The sequence below is a fragment of the Haloarcula sp. CBA1122 genome (assembly GCF_009741785.1).
GTDB lineage: Archaea > Halobacteriota > Halobacteria > Halobacteriales > Haloarculaceae > Haloarcula > Haloarcula hispanica.
Window position 1 is genome coordinate 1 of the sequence record NZ_WPCB01000017.1, and the last position, 17743, is coordinate 17743.

General features: G+C 64.5%; 18 protein-coding genes, 1 tRNA gene and 2 pseudogenes. 12 read left to right on the forward strand and 9 right to left on the reverse strand.

Translation table 11 applies throughout. From position 1 onward, the window contains the following. A partial coding sequence (locus GJ630_RS20020; RefSeq protein WP_252718766.1) for a hypothetical protein occupies positions 1-196 on the reverse strand: 196 nt, incomplete at its 3' end. Here GJ630_RS20020 and GJ630_RS08720 point away from each other — a divergent pair. Beyond that, positions 176-610 (forward strand): CapA family protein, encoded by a 435-nt coding sequence (locus GJ630_RS08720; protein WP_252718767.1) that lies wholly within the window; start codon positions 176-178, stop codon positions 608-610. The genes GJ630_RS20020 and GJ630_RS08720 overlap by 21 nt on opposite strands. Positions 611-649: 39 nt before the next feature. On the opposite strand, the gene GJ630_RS08725 is transcribed toward GJ630_RS08720, so the two are convergent. Then, positions 650-1369 carry a DICT sensory domain-containing protein gene (locus tag GJ630_RS08725; protein ID WP_014039809.1) on the reverse strand — a complete coding sequence of 240 codons (720 nt, stop codon included), beginning with the start codon at positions 1367-1369 and terminating at the stop codon, positions 650-652. Between the two features lie 10 nt (positions 1370-1379). Further along, the gene (locus tag GJ630_RS08730; protein ID WP_023843165.1) at positions 1380-1760 is read right to left on the reverse strand and encodes a hypothetical protein; all 381 of its coding nucleotides are present in this window, start codon (positions 1758-1760) and stop codon (positions 1380-1382) included. 97 nt (positions 1761-1857) lie between these two features. Here GJ630_RS08730 and GJ630_RS08735 point away from each other — a divergent pair, with 97 nt between their 5' ends. Continuing rightward, on the forward strand, positions 1858-2469 hold the full coding sequence (locus tag GJ630_RS08735; protein ID WP_008310273.1) for a translation initiation factor IF-2 subunit beta: 612 nt from the start codon (positions 1858-1860) through the stop codon (positions 2467-2469). Positions 2470-2505: 36 nt separating this feature from the next. On the opposite strand, the gene cysK is transcribed toward GJ630_RS08735, so the two are convergent. Next, positions 2506-3432, reverse strand: a complete 927-nt coding sequence (gene cysK, locus GJ630_RS08740; protein ID WP_050037707.1) for a cysteine synthase A — start codon at positions 3430-3432, stop codon at positions 2506-2508. Positions 3433-3551: 119 nt separating this feature from the next. Here cysK and GJ630_RS20310 point away from each other — a divergent pair, with 119 nt between their 5' ends. Then, the gene (locus GJ630_RS20310; RefSeq protein ID WP_008310277.1) at positions 3552-3677 is read left to right on the forward strand and encodes a hypothetical protein; all 126 of its coding nucleotides are present in this window, start codon (positions 3552-3554) and stop codon (positions 3675-3677) included. A 19-nt stretch (positions 3678-3696) separates the two neighbouring features. On the opposite strand, the gene GJ630_RS08745 is transcribed toward GJ630_RS20310, so the two are convergent. Further along, entirely contained in the window at positions 3697-4398 is a 702-nt protein-coding gene (locus GJ630_RS08745; protein ID WP_191449741.1) for an SOS response-associated peptidase, read from the reverse strand. A 34-nt stretch (positions 4399-4432) separates the two neighbouring features. Beyond that, entirely contained in the window at positions 4433-6082 is a 1650-nt protein-coding gene (locus tag GJ630_RS08750; protein ID WP_191449742.1) for a thiamine pyrophosphate-binding protein, read from the reverse strand. Positions 6083-6243: 161 nt separating this feature from the next. On the opposite strand from GJ630_RS08750, the gene GJ630_RS08755 reads away from it, so the two are divergent. The 4 genes and pseudogenes from GJ630_RS08755 (at position 6244) to GJ630_RS08770 (ending at position 11168) form a co-directional block, all read left to right on the forward strand. Continuing rightward, entirely contained in the window at positions 6244-6630 is a 387-nt protein-coding gene (locus tag GJ630_RS08755) for a hypothetical protein (protein ID WP_191449743.1), read from the forward strand. 62 nt (positions 6631-6692) lie between these two features. Next, positions 6693-7972: pseudogene (locus GJ630_RS08760) on the forward strand (TIGR00300 family protein). 298 nt (positions 7973-8270) lie between these two features. Beyond that, complete coding sequence (locus GJ630_RS08765) at positions 8271-9761, forward strand: ATPase domain-containing protein (RefSeq protein WP_191449744.1); 1491 nt, start codon at positions 8271-8273, stop codon at positions 9759-9761. Between the two features lie 6 nt (positions 9762-9767). Then, positions 9768-11168 (forward strand): PAS domain S-box protein, encoded by a 1401-nt coding sequence (locus GJ630_RS08770; RefSeq protein WP_050037702.1) that lies wholly within the window; start codon positions 9768-9770, stop codon positions 11166-11168. A gap of 14 nt (positions 11169-11182) precedes the next feature. Here GJ630_RS08770 and GJ630_RS08775 read toward each other — a convergent pair whose 3' ends face one another. Beyond that, entirely contained in the window at positions 11183-12049 is an 867-nt protein-coding gene (locus GJ630_RS08775) for a ZIP family metal transporter (RefSeq protein ID WP_050037701.1), read from the reverse strand. Positions 12050-12094: 45 nt separating this feature from the next. Further along, positions 12095-12802 (reverse strand): SDR family NAD(P)-dependent oxidoreductase, encoded by a 708-nt coding sequence (locus GJ630_RS08780; protein WP_174878657.1) that lies wholly within the window; start codon positions 12800-12802, stop codon positions 12095-12097. A 97-nt stretch (positions 12803-12899) separates the two neighbouring features. On the opposite strand from GJ630_RS08780, the pseudogene aroA reads away from it, so the two are divergent. From aroA to GJ630_RS08795, 3 genes and pseudogenes are all read left to right on the forward strand, one after another. Continuing rightward, positions 12900-14187 (forward strand): annotated as a pseudogene (aroA, locus tag GJ630_RS08785) (3-phosphoshikimate 1-carboxyvinyltransferase). Positions 14188-14281: 94 nt separating this feature from the next. After that, positions 14282-15481, forward strand: a complete 1200-nt coding sequence (gene aroC, locus GJ630_RS08790; RefSeq protein WP_146417489.1) for a chorismate synthase — start codon at positions 14282-14284, stop codon at positions 15479-15481. A gap of 1 nt (position 15482) precedes the next feature. Further along, positions 15483-16109 (forward strand): uracil-DNA glycosylase family protein, encoded by a 627-nt coding sequence (locus GJ630_RS08795; protein ID WP_191449745.1) that lies wholly within the window; start codon positions 15483-15485, stop codon positions 16107-16109. On the opposite strand, the gene GJ630_RS08800 is transcribed toward GJ630_RS08795, so the two are convergent. After that, positions 16110-16652: a hypothetical protein gene (locus GJ630_RS08800; RefSeq protein WP_023843164.1), complete on the reverse strand. Its 543-nt coding sequence runs from the start codon at positions 16650-16652 to the stop codon at positions 16110-16112. It lies immediately after the preceding gene. Between the two features lie 100 nt (positions 16653-16752). Here GJ630_RS08800 and GJ630_RS08805 point away from each other — a divergent pair, with 100 nt between their 5' ends. Continuing rightward, positions 16753-17505: a hypothetical protein gene (locus tag GJ630_RS08805; protein ID WP_050006899.1), complete on the forward strand. Its 753-nt coding sequence runs from the start codon at positions 16753-16755 to the stop codon at positions 17503-17505. Between the two features lie 26 nt (positions 17506-17531). Next, positions 17532-17615, forward strand: a tRNA-Ser gene (locus GJ630_RS08810). The last annotated feature ends 128 nt before the right edge of the window (positions 17616-17743 follow it).

The window sequence follows — 17743 nt, forward strand, 5'->3', positions numbered from 1 at the left end:
CGAGATCGGCCGACCTCTCGATCGCCGTCGTCGCCGTCCACGACCAGTCACCCCAGCTACGCCGCCGACGGCGACAGTCCCGGCACGGCATACACACCGCTGGACCCGAACCACCCGCTGACTCGCCGCCGCGTCGGAGGGCGCGCTGGCGGCGGCCCGCGACGCCGACCCCGACCTGCTCGTCGTCACCGCTCACTGGGGGCCGAACTGGGTGACCGAACCGGGCGAGACACAGCAGGCCTTCGCCCGTTGGCTGGTGGACAACGGGGCCGACGTGGTCCACGGCCACAGCGCCCACGTCATCCAGGGGGTCGAGGTGTACCGCGGTCGCCCCATCATGTACGACACCGGTAATTTCGTCGACGACTACGCGGTCAAGGACGGCTACCGCAACGACCGGAGCTTCCTGTTCGAACTCCATATCGAGGACGGCCGGCTGGCCGCGCTCGAACTCACGCCGGTCGAGAACGCGTACACACAGGTCGGACGCGCCGACGAAGCGGTGGCTGAGTGGCTTCGTGAGACACTCCGGGAGCGCTCTCGGCCCTTCGGAACGGCTATCGAGCGTAATGGCCTCGGACTTCGGGTCCCGCTGTCATGTCCGGCATAGCATCCGCTGGGTGTTTCCGGGCCGACTCGTGGTCAGTTGCTACTCGTCGACAGCCACAACCGCCGTCATGATTTCGTCGACCAGCCGTGCGTTGTACGTCCAGAGACCACGAAACGGTCCGTCCTCGGTTTCTTCGGCGACGAGTGCACACTTGTTCTGGTCGTCGCCGGCGGCGTCGAACGCCAGCAGCCACACCTGTTCGAGCACGGTGTCTGTGAGCGGATGGAACGAGATTCCGGGAATCGCTGGCGGCTCCCAGTCGTCTCGTCCGTAAACGTGGATGTCGAGGTCCGTGTCGCTGGCGAGCGTCTGGTATCGGGCGCGCTGAGAGCGGAAGATCGACAGCGACTGGAAGCTCACTCGAAGCGTTCCCTTCCCGACGCGGTAGGCCCTGTCCTCGAACTCGTGCGACGTTGCGAGCAACTGTGCCGGCGTGAGCGATGCGAGGAGCGTGTTCGCCAGCGCCGAGTGGAGAAGCTGCCGGTCCGGGTCACTGTCAGGCACCCTGCTGTCGTCGGGCTCTGTCGTCGGCTTACATAAGAACGCCTGCAGCGCTGTGAGTGGCGGTGTCCCGGCGAACGCGCCGTCGCGGCGGACGACGACAAACGCGTTCTGGTGTCCAGTCGGGAGTTTCCGCCAGGTGGCGTCGATTCCCTGAGTTGCCAGACGCTCTACCACAGTCTTCGTTGCGGGCGGACCGTACACAGTTATCTCCACGTCCGAGTCCTCGAAGCGTCGGAGGAGGGTACGAACTGTCATCGGCCCACGATCAGTCCTCGTGGTCTGTCTCGGCGGTATCCAGATCGGTTATCGTCGCCAGAACCTCGGCCGTGGATGGCGACAGCGATGCCAGCGTCGCGGTCCGCTGGGCAGCGTCGTAGCTAATAACGCCAGCGTCATCGAGAACAGGGAGGTGGCGGTGGTGGAGCGACGTGCGGGTATCGTCCCAGTTGCGGGCGTCGGTGTCTCGACCACGCGCGCTGGACCAGCCCACGACCACGTCAGTGAGTTCCGCGATTGAGGCCGAGTCGTGTTCGGCGAGGTAAGTGTATATCATCCGCCGGGGCTCGGCTGCCAGCGCCCGTAATAGCGTATCGAGTCGCTCGGACGCGAGTCCCGGCGTCTCCACAGGCTGTTCGTGCTGATCCATGTCAATCAATTATCCACTCTCAGTATTAATATCATTGGCCGATAGGAGATCACAGATGTGACGGAATCCATTTACGTGCCAGCACCGTCTAAGATGTATGAACTACGAGTCCGCCCTACAGCGTGCGTACGACGTACTACCAGACCAACCCCGGGAAGCCGGCGAACGGCTCTCGATTCCCGACCCCGAGGGCCAGACCGACGGGGCGTTCACACGCCTGACGAACTTAGAGGCAATCGCCGACGCAGTCTCGCGGGACGCCCAGCATCTCCACCGCGCCATCCAGCGCGAGTTCGGGACCAACGGCCAGTTCGACGGCGGCGAAGCCCGCTACAACGGGTCGTTCGACACCGCTGATTTCGAGGCCGCCATCGACGCGTACGTCGCCGAGTACGTCACCTGTTCCGAGTGTGGCCTGCCCGACACCGTCCTCAAGAACGAGGACGGCGTCGACATGCTGCGCTGTCAGGCCTGCGGTGCGTTCCGCCCGGTCGCCAAGGGCGCGAGTTCGAACACCCAGCAGGACCGACCCACGCTCGAAGAGGGCGAGACCTACGAGGTCAAGATCACCGGCACCGGCCGCGAGGGCGACGGTGTCGCCGAGAAAGGGAAGTACACCATCTTCGTCTCCGGAGCGCGCGAAGGGCAGGTCGTCGAGGCCTACATCGAGAGCATCAGCGGCACGCTGGCGTTCGGCCGGGTCGCCTGAAGGCTGTTTTCGCCGCATCGCAGCGACGGTTCTCGCTTAGTCCCACAGGTCCGTCGAGAGGTATCGTTCACCGGTGTCCGGCAGGACGGCGACCACCGTCTCGTCGGGGTTCTCGGTGGCGTACTCCGCGGCCGCGTGCAGCGCCGCACCCGATGAGATGCCGACCATAATCCCCTCCTCGCTGGCGAGTCGGTGGGTCGCCTCCATGGATTCCGCCTTGCTCGCGGTCCGCACCTCGTCGACGAGGTCGCGCCGGAGAATGTCCGGAACGAACCCGGGACCGATACCCTGGATGTCGTGGCTGTCCGGGGCATCCGCCGAGAGCAGTTTGGACTGTTCAGGCTCGACGGCGACCGATGTGAGATCCGCGCCGACCTCCTCCTCGATGTACTCCGAGATACCGGTGATCGTGCCGCCGGTCCCGACGCCGGCGACGACGGCGTCCACGTCGCCGTCGGTATCGGCCCATATCTCCGGACCCGTCGTCTCGCGGTGGGCACGCGGGTTCGCCTCGTTCTCGAACTGCCGGGCACGTACGGTACCGGGCGCATCTGCGAGTTCGTTCGCGCGCTCGATTGCCCCGCTCATGCCGCCATCGGCCGGCGTGAGTTCGAGGTCCGCGCCGAGCCCCGACAGCAACTGCCGGCGCTCCTCGCTCATCGATTCGGGCATCGTCAGCACGCAGTCGTACCCCCGTGCAGCGCAGACAGCAGCCAGCCCGATACCGGTGTTGCCGCTGGTCGCTTCAACGACCGTCCCGTCGGCGGGGAGGTCGCCTGATTCGGCGGCCGCCTCGACCATGTACAGCGCGATGCGGTCCTTGACGGAGTAAGGATTGGCCGCTTCGACCTTGCCGAGCAGATTGTCCGCGAAGCTGTCGAGACAGACCAGCGGCGTGTCGCCGATGAGCTCAGTCACACTGGACGCGACAGTACCGTCGTCTCGCTGGGCGTACGACTGCATACACCGGGAGAAGGCGATTAGCCCCCGTAACGACGTACCCAGAATATTGTGGGACGGATACATTCACTCGATTCCGAGTCTCCAGAAGCTTATGTTGCCTCCACACGAGCGTTCCAGTAATGCCCGAGATTACCGTCTCTGAGGGCCTGTACCGCCAGCTATCCGCCGCCGAAAACCAGGTCGAAGAAGAGACGCTCTGGAAGATGTTGCACCAGTTCAAGCGCCAGAACACGCCGAGCGAGTAGCGCCGTTACCCAGCCGTCACTACCCGACTGGTTCGATGAGTTCCGGCGAGTCGTTAGCAGGGCTGTTGACCGCTGACGAAACCGGATAGGTCCGCATCGGGCCGTCGTACGGGTCAAGCAGTGTGGACACGTCGTCGGCGCTGCCGCGCAGCCACGTCGACTCCTCAGCCGGGTCGAGGATGACGGCCATCCGGTGATGGAGGTCAGCGACGGCGTCGTTCGGTTCGGTCGTCACAATCGTGAACGACTCGACGATATCGTCTTCGCCGCCCGAATCGCCGCCGCTCCCGCCGAACTCCCCCAGCCCGGTCTGTCGCTGTGGCGGCTCCCACCGCTCGTACAGCCCCGCCATCGCGAACAGGTCGTCGTCCGGCAGCGCCACGCGATACGGTTGCTTGCCGTCGCTCGTCTCGACCCACTCGTAGAACCCATCGGCAGGGACAAGACAGCGGCGAGCCTCGTAGGCCTCGGCGAACGAACGTTTCTCCGCCAGCGTCTCGGCGCGGGCGTTGATGTGCCCGTGGTCCGTGCGGTTGTCAGCCCAGGACGGAATCAGTCCCCACTCCATCCGCTTGATTGTGCCGGACGACTCGGCAGTGATGACCGGCAGGTCTTGGCTCGGAGCGGCGTTGTATCGCGGCTCGTAGTCGAAAGAAAACTCGGCGTCGAACCGCGTCTCAATTTCCTCGCGAGGAGAGAACAAACTGTAGCGGCCACACATGACCTGCTTTTGGCGTTCCCGCTGGATAAATCCACTACTCGCTCATCCACTCGCTCGCCTGTGGCTCCGTCGGGTCGGTCCTGACCTCGACGAGCGTCGGCGCGTCCGTCTGCACCGCCTCGCGAACCGCCGTGCGGATTTCGGACGGCGTGTCGGCTTGCACGGCTTCCATCCCCATTCCGGCAGCGACGGTTCCGAAGTCAATCGGCGTCGTGTCCCATCCGTACGCCTGGTGGTCGAGGTCGTAACTCCGGCCGGCCTCCTCACTGATAATCGCGTAATCGTCGTTGTTGAGGACGACGACGGTGATCGGGAGGTCCTCGGCGACCGCAGTGTGGAGCTCGTGCACGCACATCATGAGGCCGCCATCACCGGTCAACGCGACGACGGGCGTGTCCGGATTGGCTAGCTGTGCCCCAATCGCCGACGGCAGTCCGGTTCCCATCGTCGCCCACGACCCGGGGTTGACGTAGCTGCGCGGCCCGTACGCCTCGAACGTGTTCAGCGCCCAGACGCGGAACCCCCCGGCGTCGACGGCCGTGATAGCATCCGAAGGGACTGCGTCCCGGAGAGTTTGCAGCACATGGACGGAGGTGAGCGGTGGTTCCGAATCCACGAGCGGTTCGATACGACGCGCAGTGGCATCGCGGACAGCCTGTGCGCGTTCGGTGCCGTCCGCCTTCGTAGCAGGAGCGGTATCAGCCGCCGCGATTTTGTTCTCGACCGCCGTCATCGCGTCCGCGGCATCTGCGAGGATGCCGACAGTCGGGTCATAGCCCGTGCCGAGGTCGTCGGCGTCAATCGTGACGTGAACGAGCGTCTCAGGTAGTTCGACGGACCACCCGCGTGTCCCGTGTGCATCAAGGTCGGAGCCGACGGCGAGTACGGCGTCGGAGTCGGCGAGACAGTCCAGTAGCTCTGGGCTTGCACTCCCGCTCAGGACACCGGCACTGAGGTCGTGATCCTCCGGGAACACGCCTTTGCCTTTGTACGTCGTCACGACGGGCGCGTCAAGTCGCTCGGCGAGGCTTCGGAGCGCCGCCGTCCCACCCGACGCTCGCACACCACCGCCTGCCATGATAACTGGCATCTCGGCCGCGAGCAGGTGCTCAGCGGCTTCCGCAACCGCCTGCTCCGGGACGGTGCTGGTGGACGGAGCCGAAGGTGTGCTTGCACCAGCGATTGGCACGTCCATCTGCAAGTAATTCTTGGGGAGTCCGACTCTGACTGGCCCCTTCGGAGGTGTCTTGGCGATCTGTACCGCTCGGTCGATCGTCGCCGCTGTCGTCTCGGGATTCTTCAGTAGTATGTTCTCTTTGACGACGTTGTCGTAGGTGTCCGGCGGGGTTTCGTGAATCGCATCCCCGCCCTGGAGCGCCGGCTCGGTTTCGATGGCGAAGTGCACCAGCGGCGTGCAGTCGTTCAGCGCGTTTTTCAGGCCGTTCATCGCGTTCATATCGCCCGGACCGGGAACGACAACAGTGCTCGCTATCTGCCCGCTCGTCTCTGCATAGCCCCAGGCCTGATGTGAGACCGCAGTTTCGTGCCGTGCCACGACGAAACGGATGTCGTCTCGCTTGCCGATGGCCTCGTTCAGCGGGAGGGACTGCTTCCCCGGGATGCCAAAGACGGTATCGATGCCGTTCGCGACGAGACGGTCTACCACCGCCAGACTAACGCGCATACTGATTCCTCACTCCGAAGACAATTCACTCTCATGACTTTAGTTCGCCACCGGTCATGCTAGACCGCGTCGGATCGACGCCACAGACGCAGGGGCGGTTGTACTATCGAGCCCTGCATGGCCCGCGAATTTAAATCCGAAAGCGCCCAACTACGTGACAGATGACCACGGACCCCCCGTTCAGCATCCCTGCACACCCACAGCGGCGCTTTCCCCACGGGAGCGGGGTCGAATACGAGGGCGGGACGGAGTTCCGACTCATCCCGGATCGGGAGCGGTCGACGCCGGAACTCGCCGAGACAGTCGTCGACATCCTCTCCGACGGGCCGTACCGCTATGGGGATTTCCACGACCTGCCGATGCCGCTGTGGCTGGTCCGCGACGAGGAGACGACCGACGTGTTCCGCGTCGCCGTCCGCGACGGGACGGTCCGACTGCACGTCCTGCCGACCACAGAGTCCGACGGGCTACAGCGGTTCTTCGAGCGGCTATGTGAGGACAGCGAGGGGGAGTCGTGGGCCGTGCAACGACACGTTGACGGGCGGTAGCCGGGTCGCCGGAGTGGTGCAGACCCAAAACCGTCTTACACACCTGTCTCCATGTCTTGGCCATGACCGTCTCTCGCGAAGTCGAACTAGAGGGCCACATCATCGACTCCGGGATGATGCAGTCCTGTTTCGGCATCATCATGGATCTGGGCGGCTCCTTCTCCGTTCAGGAGTTCGATATCGGCCGTCACAAAGACGAGGAGTCCTACGCCCGGATGCTCGTCGAGGCTGACGACGAAGACCAACTGCAGTCGATTGTTCACGAACTCCACCAGCACGGCGTCAACCCCTCGGACCCGAAAGACGCCACGCTCGTCCCCGCACCCGACGACCAGGTCGTCCCGCACGGGTTCTACTCGACGACGAACCACCCGACGTTCATCCGCCACAGCGGCGAGTGGATCGAGGTCGAGGACATGGAGATGGACTGCGCCGTGGTCGTCGAAGACGGCGAAGCGCACCGCGCCTCGGAACAGTCGAACGGTGACGACGAGGAACCGAGAGACTACCCCCGAGCTTACACCAAGGTCCTGAACGCTATCGAGGAGGGCGACATGGTCGTCACCGACGAAACCGGCATCAAGGTCCAGCCGCCGGAGCGGCCCCGCGATTCGGGCGGCGCGTTCGGCTTCATGCAGGGCGGCGTCTCCTCCGAGCGGCCCTCGGAGTCGACCATCCGCAAGATCGCGAACGCCATCAAAGAGACGAAAAAGGAGGGTGGCAAAGTGATGGCGGTCTGTGGGCCAGCCCTCATCCACTCCGGGGCGCGCGAGGACCTCGCCCGCCTCGTCCGGGAGGGCTACGTCGATATGCTCTCGGCCGGCAACGGCTTCGCCGTCCATGACATCGAGCGCGACATCTACGGGACCTCGCTAGGCATGGACACCGAGAGCCTTGACCATCCCCGCCACGGCCACAAGCACCACATCTACGCCATCAGCGAGGTCATCCGCGAGGGCGGCATCGAGGAGGCCGTCGAGTCCGGCACCATCGGCTCCGGCGTGATGTACGAATGCATCGAAAACGACCGGCCGTTCGTTCTCGCGGGCTCTATCCGCGACGACGGCCCGCTCCCGGACACCATCACCGACGCCGTCGAGGCCCAGAACGCCATCCGGGAGCAGGCCCACGAGGCCGACATGGTGTTGATGCTCTCGACGCTGCTGCACTCGGTCGCCGTCGGGAACTGTCTCCCCTCGACGACGCGGGTCGTCTGCGTCGACATCAACCCCGCGACGTGACACAGCTCCTCGACCGTGGCTCCGCGCAGGCGGTCGGGATGGTCACCGATATCGGTACCTTTGTCCCGATTCTGGCCGAGCAGTTACTCGACGAGGAGTAAGACGACCACGAGCAGCGCGAGTGGTCGCTTTTTCGCCCACGTTTTTTATCGAGTGGTGTGTGACCACAGGGAGCACACCCGAGGGTAAAAAAGGTGGATTGCGGACCTTCGTCCCGATTCTGGCCGAGCAGTTGCTCGACGAGGAGTAGGACGACCACGAGCAGCGCGAGTGGTCGCTTTTTCGCTCACGTTAGTCGAAAGAGCGAGGAGACGCGAATCGGTGTTTCGTGGACTGTCTTCGGTTGTCACGCCCGTGTTCTCGCGAGATGCTTATTACCCGCCATCCGATACTCTCTCTATGCCCTCTCCTTCGCGGCAGTTCACGCGCCTTTCCAGCGGTATCTCCGGTCTTGATTCGCTTCTCAGAGGCGGGCTTGTGGAAGGGCGGCTGTATCTCGTTATCGGGCCGCCCGGAACCGGGAAAACACTGCTTGGCACGCAGTTTCTCGAAGCGGGGATCGAAGCGGGCGACGACGTGCTGTTCATTCACGCCGAAGAATCGGCTGCCGATTTACTGGCGAACACTGCCGAACTCGGCATCGATATCGCCGATGCGACGTTTCTGGATGTCGGCCCCGATTCGGAGTTTTTCATGGAGGCCGAATCGTACGACGTGGTCAAGCCCAGAGACGTCGAGGACGGCCACCTGATTTCGGATATCCGCGAGGCTATCGAGCGGGTCGACCCGGACCGCGTCCTCATTGACCCGATCACACACTTCCAGTATCTCGAACCGACCGAGTACCAGTTTCGGAAGCGTATCATCTCTTTCGCGCGCTTTCTGCAAGACAGGGAGACGACCGTGCTGGCGACCAAGACGCCGAGCAATCAGATGGACAGCCAGCTTCGGTCGCTCAGTGACGGCATCATCTCGCTCAGTTACGGCGATGAGAAGGCGGGTCGGCGTATTCGACTGCGCAAGCATCGCGGCATCGGCCAACAGGACGGCTCACACGGGATGGAAATCCGGGAGTCCGGCGTCGAAGTGTATCCCGCGCTCGAACCGGAACAGCGGACGCGGTCGTTCGACCCCACGCAGTTCTCCGCCGGGGTGCCGGAACTGGACTCGCTCCTCGATGGCGGACTCGAACGCGGGACGGTGACGATTCTCAGTGGTCCCTCCGGCGTTGGCAAGTCGACGACGGCGACGGAGTTCCTGGCCTCCGCAGCGGCAGACGGGTCCCCGGCGCTTGCCTACCTGTTCGACGAATCCATCGACACGTTCACACACCGCTGTGAGACGTTCGGGATACCGCTCTCGGAGTTGCGTGACGAGGGGACACTTCTCGTCGAGGAGATCGAGTCGCTGGCGATGTCGCCCGAGGAGTTCGCGAACCGCGTGAAGACACAGGCCGCGGAGCGCGGGGCCGAACTCGTGGTTATCGACGGCATCGCGGGCTACAAGAACGCGATCAAGCACGGACAGGACGACGTGGAACTGCGTCGGCGGCTCCACGCCCTGACACAGCATCTCACGCGCGGGAACACCGCTGTGATCCTGATCGACCAGCGTAGGGACGTGACGGGGCTTCACGAACCCACGAGCGAGAACGTCAGTTACCTCGCCGACAACATCGTCTTCGAGAACTACATCGAGGTCGGGGGCGAACTCCAGCGAGTCGTCGGCGCGCTGAAAAAGCGCGTCGGCGGGTTCGAGGCGGTCCCCCGCCGGTTCGAGATAACCGCCGACGGCCTTCAGGTCGGCGACCCCGTCTCGGGGATGCACGGCGTGTTCGAGGGCGTGCCCGAACGGCATGGAGACAGCGGCGGACGCTCATCCACTCGCTAACCACCGATGGCCGACGTCCAATTACTGCTGGCCGGCGACGGCAACCGGGAGGCACTCGCCTCCGTCGTCGCCGAACACCACACGCCGATCACGGACGACGAGTTCCGGGAAGTCGACCTCCACATCGTCGACGAGTCGTCGTTTCCGAAGTACAGAGAGTCGATAGAGCAGTACAAACACCGGGCAGATCCGGTGTTTTGCCCCGTGATTCTGGTGCGTCGTGAGGGGACGCCAGTCAGGATTGACCTGCCCGATATCGACGCGGCCGAGCAGCCACTCGTCGTCGATGATATCATGACAGCGCCGCTGGACACGCAGGCGCTCTTTCGAACCATCGCGAACCTCCTCGCCCGGCGCAGCCACACCGAGGACCTCGTTGCGGACCTCAGAGAACAAAACAGCGAACTCCGGCGGTTCAGGAACGCCGTCGAGCATGCGGGCCACGCGATTCTGATAACGAACACCTACGGCGTCATCGAGTACGTCAACCCGGCGTTCGAGGAACTCACCGGATTCAGCGCCGAAGAGGCAATCGGTCGAACACCGCGGATACTCAAGTCCGGTGAACAGAGCGAACAGTTCTACGAACGGCTCTGGGACACGATCTGTCGCGGCGAGGTCTGGACGAGCGAGATCGTAAACGAGCGCAAGTCCGGCGAGCGGTTCATCATCAACCAGACCATCGCCCCGATTCAGGACGCGGACGGGACGATCCAGGGGTTCGTCGGGATGCAGGACGAAATCACCGGTCGCCGACTGCGCGAGCAACAGCTCACCGTGTTCCATCGGATTCTCCGGCACAATCTCCGGAACAACGGAACGACGATCAGTGGACGTGCGGATATTCTGTCAGAGTTAGTGGATGACGACGCCGCTCTCGACCACCTCGAGACGATCAAAGCGAACGTGCAGTCCCTGCTCGACATCAGCGAGAAAGCGCACCACGTACAGGAACTGCTCGCGGACTCGCTTACCGACGATGTCGAGCGCGAACTCGAAGACGTCCTCAGTGACATCACGGACGGGCTGGCCGCAGCATACCCCGACGCCGAGTTCGTCGTCGAGAGCGACTCCGTCTCGTCGTCCGCGATAGATGCAAAGGTAGTCCCAGCGTTGCAGGAACTCATCGAGAACGGTATCAAGCACTCCGACGCATCGGCACCGCGGGTCACCGTCCGGACGGAGCGCCACGACTCGACAGCGACAGTGACGATTGTGGACAACGGGCCAGGGGTCCCGGATCAAGAGCGGCGGGTCATCGAGGCGGCGGAAGAGAAGCCGCTCGAACACGGGTCCGGACTGGGGCTGTGGTTCGCGTACTGGCTCGTCAGCTACGTCGGTGGCGATATCGACATCCGGGTCGATACCGACGGGACGAGTGTGTCCGTGACTATGCCCGTGCGGTGACGACGAACACGCGTTCAGATGGCGACCCACGCCAGCACGATGACGGCAGCGCCGACCACCGTCGACGCGACGGCGTGCGTACGGAGTTCGTCGAGCAGGTCGTGGGAGTGGTCGTGGAGTTCACAGACCTCGTCGATCTCGCTGCCGGCCTCGCAGTTCGGCAGGAAGTCCATCGCGACGTGGAGGAAGATGCCGGCGGCGAACCCGAAGATAACTGCGTTGAGAAGGGCGGACTCCGGGACCGGCAGGAGCGCGGACGGGATCGCCGTCAGGCCGACGCCGGCCGCGGGGAGTAACAGCGCGGTGGCGGACTTGCCGCTGCGTCCGAGCCGCCGGGCAGCAGCGTAGCCGGCCGGTCCCTTGTGTGAGACAATAGCGAGCCCGAGCAGGATACCCAGTTGGGGCATCGAGGCGTAGACCAGCCCGATGACCAGGCCGGCCGAGAGGGCGTGGGCGGCGATGGCAAGCGTCGTCATGTCGAAGGCAGTCTCGACGTGGGTCAGCCGGTGGCCGATAGTGTGGGTGCCGTAGCCGGTGACCAGTCCGGCGGCGATGCCGACGCCGCCGATACGCGCTGCGCCGGCCTGGCCGCCCAGTCCCATCGCCTGTGGAACGAGGAACATGGCCGCCGAGGTGACCATCGCCCCGCTCGCGAGCCCGTAGCCCCAGACCAGTCGGTAGGGGTTCGTTTCATCGGCCCGCGCCCCAAGCCACGCGCCCAGTGCCATTGCCACGAACGCGACCCAGGAGATGACCAGAACCTTACTCGCCCCGCCGGTGACTGCGACGCCGGACAGGATCACCAGGCCGACAACACTCGCGAGGCCGGCGGTGGAGATTCGGCCAGCGTTATTAAAAACTGAGGTTGAGTTAATAGACATTATCTACAATCACCGGCCTGTTGCTAATAAACCCATCGGTGGCGGTCACCGGGTCGCCGACCGATAGTCGCCCCAGTCGATGACGCCGCCGTCCAGTGCTGACGGGTCAGCGTCCCGGAGCGCCCAGAGGACCATTTCGGCGACGGATTCCGGGTCGCGTCCGCCGTCGCCGGAGAGGTCCGTCGCGACCTGTCCGGGGTCGACTGCACCGACCGGGATGTCGAGGTCGGCGGCGAACCCGCGGGCAACGGCCTCCGCGGCGGCCTTCGAGACTGCGTAGGAACCGTATCCGGGCATCCCTTCGCGGGCGACGACGCCCGTCGGGACGACGATGCGGGCGTCCGGACCGAGGTGTGGGACGGCTTCGCGGATCGTCGAGAACACGCCCCGAGCGTTCGTCCGGAGGTGGTCGTCGAAGGCGGCGTAGGATTCCTCGGTAAGCGGTGTCTCGCCGGCGGTTCCGTGGTAGACGCCGGCGTTAGCGACAACGTACTGTATTGCGCCGTCACCGTCTCGTGTGGCAGTTTCGACCAGTCGTTCCACGTCGTACTCGTCGCGCACGTCCGTCCGAATCGCGGTCACGGAGCCGCCTGCATCCCGTATATCGGCTTCGACACGCTCGAGCGCCTCCGCGTCGCGGGCACAGATGACCGTATGTGCGCCCGCTCCCGCTACCGCGTGGGCTATCTGCTCGCCGATACCTTTACTCGCACCCGTGACGACAACGGTCGCGCCGTCCATCGCTGGGACCATAGCGGTGGTACCGCTGCCAGCCACAAGGTCGTTGCTCCCACCGTCGGTGGGGTGAGAGAGCGGTAGCCTCTTGTCGAACGCCCGCTACCGACCGGGCATGGACATCACGATTACCGAATCGACGGTCGAGGGGACGGCGCAAGCACCGCCGTCGAAGAGCTACACGCACCGGGCGGTGCTGGCTGCGGGCTACGCCGACGGCGCGGTCGTCCACGACCCGCTCGTGAGTGCGGATACGAAGGCCACAATGCGAGCGGTCGAGCCTACGGCGGGAGCGTCTCACTGGCTGAAGACGAGTCGACGGTCGAAGTCACGGGCTTCGACGGCCGGCCGGAGACGCCGGACGACGTGATCGACTGTGCCAACAGCGGGACGACGATGCGACTGGTCACCGCGACAGCCGCACTGCAGGACAATCTCGCGGTACTGACTGGCGACGAATCCCTCCGGTCGCGCCCGCAGGGGCCGCTGCTCGATGCCATCGAACAGCTGGACGGCGACGCCGAGTCGACTCGCCGGAACGGACAGGCCCCACTCGTGGTTGGTGGCGGCATCGACGGCGGCGGGGTCGAGATTCCCGGTGATGTGTCCTCGCAGTACATCACCGCACTGCTGATGGCTGGTGCCGTCTCACCGGTCGGCGTCGACATCAGCCTGACGACCGAACTGAAATCGTCGCCGTACGTCGACATCACGCTGGAGGTGCTGGAGGCGTTCGCGTCGACGCCGAGAAGACCGACGCCGGGTTCACCGTCGAGGGCGGTCAGTCCTACACGCCAGCGGGCGGCGACTACAACGTCCCCGGGGACTTCTCGTCGATGAGCTACCTGCTCGCGGCCGGTGCGCTCGCCGCCGAGGACGGCCTGCGCGTCACGTCGGCGTTCCCCAGCGCTCAGGGCGACGCCGCCATCGTCGACATCCTCGACCGGATGGGGGCCGACCTCGACTGGGACGAGGAAACCGGCGAAATCACCGTCACGCAGTCCGAGCTAACCGGTATCGAGGTCGGCGTCGAAGACACGCCGGACCTCCTGCCGACCATCGCGACGCTTGGGGCCGCCGCCGACGGCGTCACCCGAATTACCGACGCCGAGCACGTCCGGTACAAGGAGACTGACCGCGTGAGCGCGATGGCTGAAGAACTGACGAAGATGGGCGCTGAGGTGGAGGAACACCAGGACGAACTGTTCGTCTACGGCGCGGACAGTGACCTCATCGGCACGACCGTCGAAGGCCGCGCGGACCACCGCATCATCATGTCGCTGGCCGTCGCCGGCCTCGTCGCCGACGGCGAGACAACTGTGACCGGCGCGGAACACGTCGACGTGTCCTTCCCGGACTTCTTCGACGTGCTCGATTCGCTCGGCGCGGCCGTCGAGCGGTAGATAGCGGGGATACCGACGCTATCGTCGCCTATAGCGGGACAAGCACCGGCCACATCTACAAGGTTCAAATGCCCCCAACCCCGACACCACTGTAATGAACGGCAACGAGTTCGGTCGTCTGTTCCGCATGACGACCTACGGCGAGTCCCACGGTGAGGCGATGGGCTGTACCGTCTCCGGCGTTCCGGCGGGCGTCGAACTCTCAGAGGAAGAGATACAGAAAGACCTCGACCGGCGCAAGCCCGGCCAGTCGATGATTACCACCTCCCGGGGCGAACCGGATAAGGTGACGATCAACTCCGGGATTCAGGACGGCTACACGACGGGCACGCCCATCGGGATGGTCATCCAGAACAAGGACGCCCGCTCGGGCAAGTACGAGCCGTTCATCACGGCTCCGCGGCCGTCCCACGGGGACTACACCTACTCCGCGAAGTTCGGGACCCGGAACTGGGGCGGCGGCGGCCGCTCCTCGGCCCGCGAGACAGTCAACTGGGTCGCCGCCGGCGGCGTCGCCAAGCAGGTCCTCGAACAGTCCGACTACGACGTCCAGATCAAGGCCCACGTCTGCCAGATCGGCGACGTCGAGGCCGGCCCGGTGACCTTCGAGGACATGCTCGAACACAGCGAGGAAAACGAGGTCCGCTGTGCCGACCCCGACGCGGCCAAGGAGATGCGCGACCTGGCCGACAAGCACCAGAAGGAGGGCGACTCCATCGGCGGCGCGATTTACTTCGAATGTCGCGGCGTCCCGTCCGGCCTCGGCGCGCCACGGTTCGATAGCTTCCCGTCCCGGCTCGGCCAGGCGATGTACTCGATTCCGGCGGTCAACGACTTCGAGTACGGCATCGGCCGCGAGGCCCGGACGACGAAGGGCAGCGAGTACACCGAGAACTGGGAGTTTAGTGAGGACGGCCACCCCACGCCTGTCGGCAACGACCACGGCGGCATCCAGGGGGGCATCACGACCGGCCAGCCAATCTACGGCGAGGTGTCGTGGCACGCGCCGGTGTCGATTCCCAAGACCCAGAAGACGGTCGACTGGGAGACGGGCGAAGGCAAGGAAATTACCGTCACCGGCCGCCACGACCCGGTCCTGCCGCCGCGGGCGGTCCCGGTCGTCGAGGCCATGCTGGCCTGTACGGTCCTCGACTTCATGCTGCTCGGCGGCCGCATCAACCCCGACCGGCTCGACGACCGACCGGGCGAGTACGACACCGACTACCACCCGTCCAGTCCGCAGAACGACCCCGAGGACGCGGACACCCACGCCAAGACCCTCGACGACGAGTAAGATGGACGCCCAACAGGAATCCAAGTCGAACCCGTTCGGGATGGACGAGGCGTGCCAGAACTGCCCCGCACTGTGTGAGACGCGCGAGAACGTCGTCCACGGCTACGGCGACGTGGGCGCTGAGTTCATCGTCCTCGGCGACTCGCCCGCAGTCGGCGCTGACGAGTCCGGTATCCCCTTTACCGGCGAGCAAGAGCGCGAACTGCTCGACATCCTCGCCGCGGTCGACATGTGCTCGGACCCGAACGCCGACAGGCCGCAGCTACAGAACACCTTCCTGACGTACGTGACCCGCTGTCGCCATCCCGGCAGGGCGGCGACCGACGAGGAGGTCGTCAACTGCGAACCGTATCTCAACAGCGAGATACGGATGATAAATCCCGAGATATTGCTACCGGTCGGCCAGCGCCCCCTCGAAGAGTTAGCCTTCGAATACACGACGATGAGCGAGGACGAACTCGACATCGAGGACCGGCACGCGACGACGATCCGCGGTCGGGGATTCGAGATCCTCCCGATGATTCCGCCGAGTGAACAGACCGATGCGGAACGGACAGCGTTTCTGGAGCACCTCAGCGAGACGCTTGGACAGGACTACCGGCAGACGAAGGGCCGACGCGGGCGGTAGTCAGGTATCGGACTGGACTTCGGTCTCAGCGGACTGGAGCAACTCTTCCGGGCTCGACACTGTCCCGTACTCCGTCGCTGCCTGTAGCCGGTTTTCGGCGTCGTGGCGGTACTGGCTCGCCTGTGTCGATTCGCCCTGTTCGCTGGCGTAAGTCATGCCGCTGAGCCACTCGGCGGCCTGCCAGAGACAGGTCGCTTTCTTGCGCGCCCGTTCCGCTAACTCGGTCAGCGAGTCGTCGTCCGCTTCGCGAACAGTCGTCGTGAACTCCTCGACGCTTTCCTCGAAGTCCGACGCGGCACTGTCGAACCCACCGCGAGCGAGCGCCATCTCCCCGTCTTCGACGGTCGCTAGCGCGTCGGATAGCTGCCGGCGCGCTTCGCGATACCGCGTGTAGCCGATATGGTACGCCCGTTGTGCCGCCGCAGTCCCGGACAACGTGGCCTCGCGTTCGCAGTCGCGGCATACGATCTTGGGTCGTGGCTCCCCGAGAACCCGGTACTCCGACCCACATCCGTCACATCTGTAGGTCTGGGATTGCTCCATATAGTTTCTCTTAGTTATCAAATACTGCTCACATCTTATAATTGTTCTGTAGCTGCGTCGGAACACAAGCGACTAATCACAGTCGGGCCGAGAAGACAGTATGACTACGGTAACTGTACTGGCTGATCCGCCAGTCGAAGGGTTCGTGTTACAGGACCTGGCGGGCGACCTCTTGGACGACGCCGAGGCGGCCAAGCTGTACGAAGCCATGCTGCTCGACGTCTGTCGTGCGGTGGAGATCAGCGGGGCCGAGCTGTTGGTGAACTACCGTGCCTCGGAGCAGGTCCCGGACGGCGTAGACCCCGAGACCGCGGTGCGAGAGCCAGTGACAGAGGCCCTCGAATCACCGGGCAACGCCCGGTTCGAGGTACAGGTCGGCTCGACGTTCGCCGGTCGGGTCGGGAACACTGTCACACACCTCCTCAACCGGGAAGACGTCGCAACCGTCGCCGCCGTCGAACCGACAGCGGCACTGTTGAACCGCCAACTCATCGACAGCGCGGCGATGAAACTCCGATCCAGCGGCGTGGTACTCGGCCCTGCTGAGGGCGGCCGTGTCTACTACGCGGGTTTCGGTGAGCCGATAGATTTCGAGGACAGCTACGCCACCCCGGCGGTCGAAACCATCGGCGAGCGCGCCGCGGATGCCGGCCTCGACGTGGACTTTCTCCCGTCAACGCCGGTCCTCGAAACGCAATCGGATCTCAAAACGATGGTTCCGCTGCTACGCGCCCGGAACCGAGCTGGTCGGGTCGTACCGGAACGGACGATGACGTTCTTCGATGACCTCGGAATCCGTGTTGTCGACAACGACGGCGAGCCGACCGTGGTCCGAGAGACCGACAGGTCTTAGAAGGCCCACGCAGTATGCCCGACTGCGGTGGGATGGCAGAGCGGCCTATTGCGCCTGCCTTGAAAGCAGGTATCCTCACGGATTCCTGGGTTCAAATCCCAGTCCCACCGTATTTTGCCACGAACAAACCGTGAGTGGCAAGTACACCAGCTGAGATTTGAAGCCGACGAGTCGCAGCCCTCGCAACGGCGTGAGCAGGACCGTCTCGGCTCGGTTCAAATCCCAGTCCCACCGTATT

Coding starts and splice junctions, on each gene's coding strand:
- GJ630_RS08745 (WP_191449741.1), bottom strand. CDS start 4,398: ATGTGTGGCCGCTACAGTTTGTTCTCTCCTCGCGAGGAAATTGAGACG.
- GJ630_RS08805 (WP_050006899.1), top strand. CDS start 16,753: ATGACTACGGTAACTGTACTGGCTGATCCGCCAGTCGAAGGGTTCGTG.
- GJ630_RS08795 (WP_191449745.1), top strand. CDS start 15,483: ATGGACGCCCAACAGGAATCCAAGTCGAACCCGTTCGGGATGGACGAG.
- aroC (WP_146417489.1), top strand. CDS start 14,282: ATGAACGGCAACGAGTTCGGTCGTCTGTTCCGCATGACGACCTACGGC.
- GJ630_RS08755 (WP_191449743.1), top strand. CDS start 6,244: ATGACCACGGACCCCCCGTTCAGCATCCCTGCACACCCACAGCGGCGC.
- GJ630_RS20310 (WP_008310277.1), top strand. CDS start 3,552: ATGCCCGAGATTACCGTCTCTGAGGGCCTGTACCGCCAGCTATCCGCC.
- GJ630_RS08770 (WP_050037702.1), top strand. CDS start 9,768: ATGGCCGACGTCCAATTACTGCTGGCCGGCGACGGCAACCGGGAGGCA.
- GJ630_RS08750 (WP_191449742.1), bottom strand. CDS start 6,082: ATGCGCGTTAGTCTGGCGGTGGTAGACCGTCTCGTCGCGAACGGCATC.
- GJ630_RS08730 (WP_023843165.1), bottom strand. CDS start 1,760: ATGGATCAGCACGAACAGCCTGTGGAGACGCCGGGACTCGCGTCCGAG.
- GJ630_RS08800 (WP_023843164.1), bottom strand. CDS start 16,652: ATGGAGCAATCCCAGACCTACAGATGTGACGGATGTGGGTCGGAGTAC.
- GJ630_RS08725 (WP_014039809.1), bottom strand. CDS start 1,369: ATGACAGTTCGTACCCTCCTCCGACGCTTCGAGGACTCGGACGTGGAG.
- cysK (WP_050037707.1), bottom strand. CDS start 3,432: ATGCAGTCGTACGCCCAGCGAGACGACGGTACTGTCGCGTCCAGTGTG.
- GJ630_RS08735 (WP_008310273.1), top strand. CDS start 1,858: ATGAACTACGAGTCCGCCCTACAGCGTGCGTACGACGTACTACCAGAC.
- GJ630_RS08765 (WP_191449744.1), top strand. CDS start 8,271: ATGCCCTCTCCTTCGCGGCAGTTCACGCGCCTTTCCAGCGGTATCTCC.
- GJ630_RS08775 (WP_050037701.1), bottom strand. CDS start 12,049: ATGTCTATTAACTCAACCTCAGTTTTTAATAACGCTGGCCGAATCTCC.
- GJ630_RS08780 (WP_174878657.1), bottom strand. CDS start 12,802: ATGGTCCCAGCGATGGACGGCGCGACCGTTGTCGTCACGGGTGCGAGT.